At 58.7% G+C, this 1,184-nt stretch carries 1 protein-coding gene; it reads left to right on the forward strand.

Features of this window, described 5'->3' with window-relative positions; genetic code table 11:
• Positions 1-36 precede the first annotated feature (36 nt).
• A partial coding sequence (locus FZ029_RS32730; RefSeq protein WP_211104289.1) for a hypothetical protein occupies positions 37-1,184 on the forward strand: 1,148 nt, incomplete at its 3' end.

Below are 1,184 nucleotides of genomic sequence, written 5' to 3' on the forward strand. Positions count from 1 at the left end.
GAGTCGCGCGGTGCCCAGGATGGCAGCGGAAGCGGAATGTATCAGCAGCGTTACGACGCTGCCGGCAACCCGGTCGGCTCAGAGACCCGGGTGAACAGCTATACCAGCGGTGACCAGACCTATGCCGCCGTGTCCGCGTTGACCGATGGCGGATGGGTCGTGGTCTGGCAGTCTGCTGGACAGGATGGAAGCGGACTCGGCGTCTATGGCCAAGTCTTTAACGCCGACGGAACCCGCCGGGGAGGTGAGGTCCCAATCACGCAAACGGTTTTCACGGACCAGTACAATCCAGTTGTCACCAGCCTAGCTGATGGCGATTTCCTGGTAAGTTGGGGAAGCATCGCACCCAGTGGTGGATACGCTCTCTTTGGCCGGCGTTTCCAAGCCGATGGAAAAGCTGTCGGTGGAGAATTCCAAATCAGTGCAGCCTCCAGCGGCAATCTACTTTATCCCGAGATTGTGGCCCGAGCCGATGGTGGGTTCGCTGCGGCATGGCTTGAATATGATAACAGCACAGCTGCCAGCGGAGATTACGAATTGCTGATGCGCAGCTTTACAGCCAACACCACCGTTCCCCTCCTTCCTGCCCACGACGTCCTGACGACAACCGGAAGCGATGTCGTCGTTACAGCTCTATTCGACTCTGCTCACGCTCAGGGTGATCGTTGGACATCTGCCGGCTTGCAACAATTGGTTGCATACGAGTTTAAGGATATGACGGACGGCTTGCAAAGTGGATGGCTATCGGTTGACGGTGTCAGGCAGGCAAAGGGCCAGAGCATCGTCGTTTCCAGTGCTGATCTCAGCCGCATACACTGGTCTGCCGGAACTGGAATTGGTACCGACACTGTTCAAATCCGGGGGTTCGATGGGCAGCAGTGGAGCGACTGGACGCAAAGTCGTGTAACGACCCAGCCGGCTGACGGTCCCCTTAATGCCCAACAGACGGTCAAGGTAGCGGGGGCACTACCGGGTGAATGGATTACCGTTTCTACCCTGACGGATGGCGGAAGTGTCGTTGCGTGGTCGTCAGCTTTGCTGAATGCCGGCGCAGATGTGATGGCCCGGCGCTACGATGCGCAGGGCAATGCGGTCGGTGGCACCTTTACGGTCAACAGCACGACCACATACGACCAGGGGCGGCCTTTCATCACGGCGCTGAAGGACGGCGGCTTCGTGGTGAC

It is taken from the genome of Azospirillum sp. Sh1, assembly GCF_008365135.1.
In the GTDB taxonomy this organism is placed as follows: domain Bacteria; phylum Pseudomonadota; class Alphaproteobacteria; order Azospirillales; family Azospirillaceae; genus Azospirillum; species Azospirillum oryzae.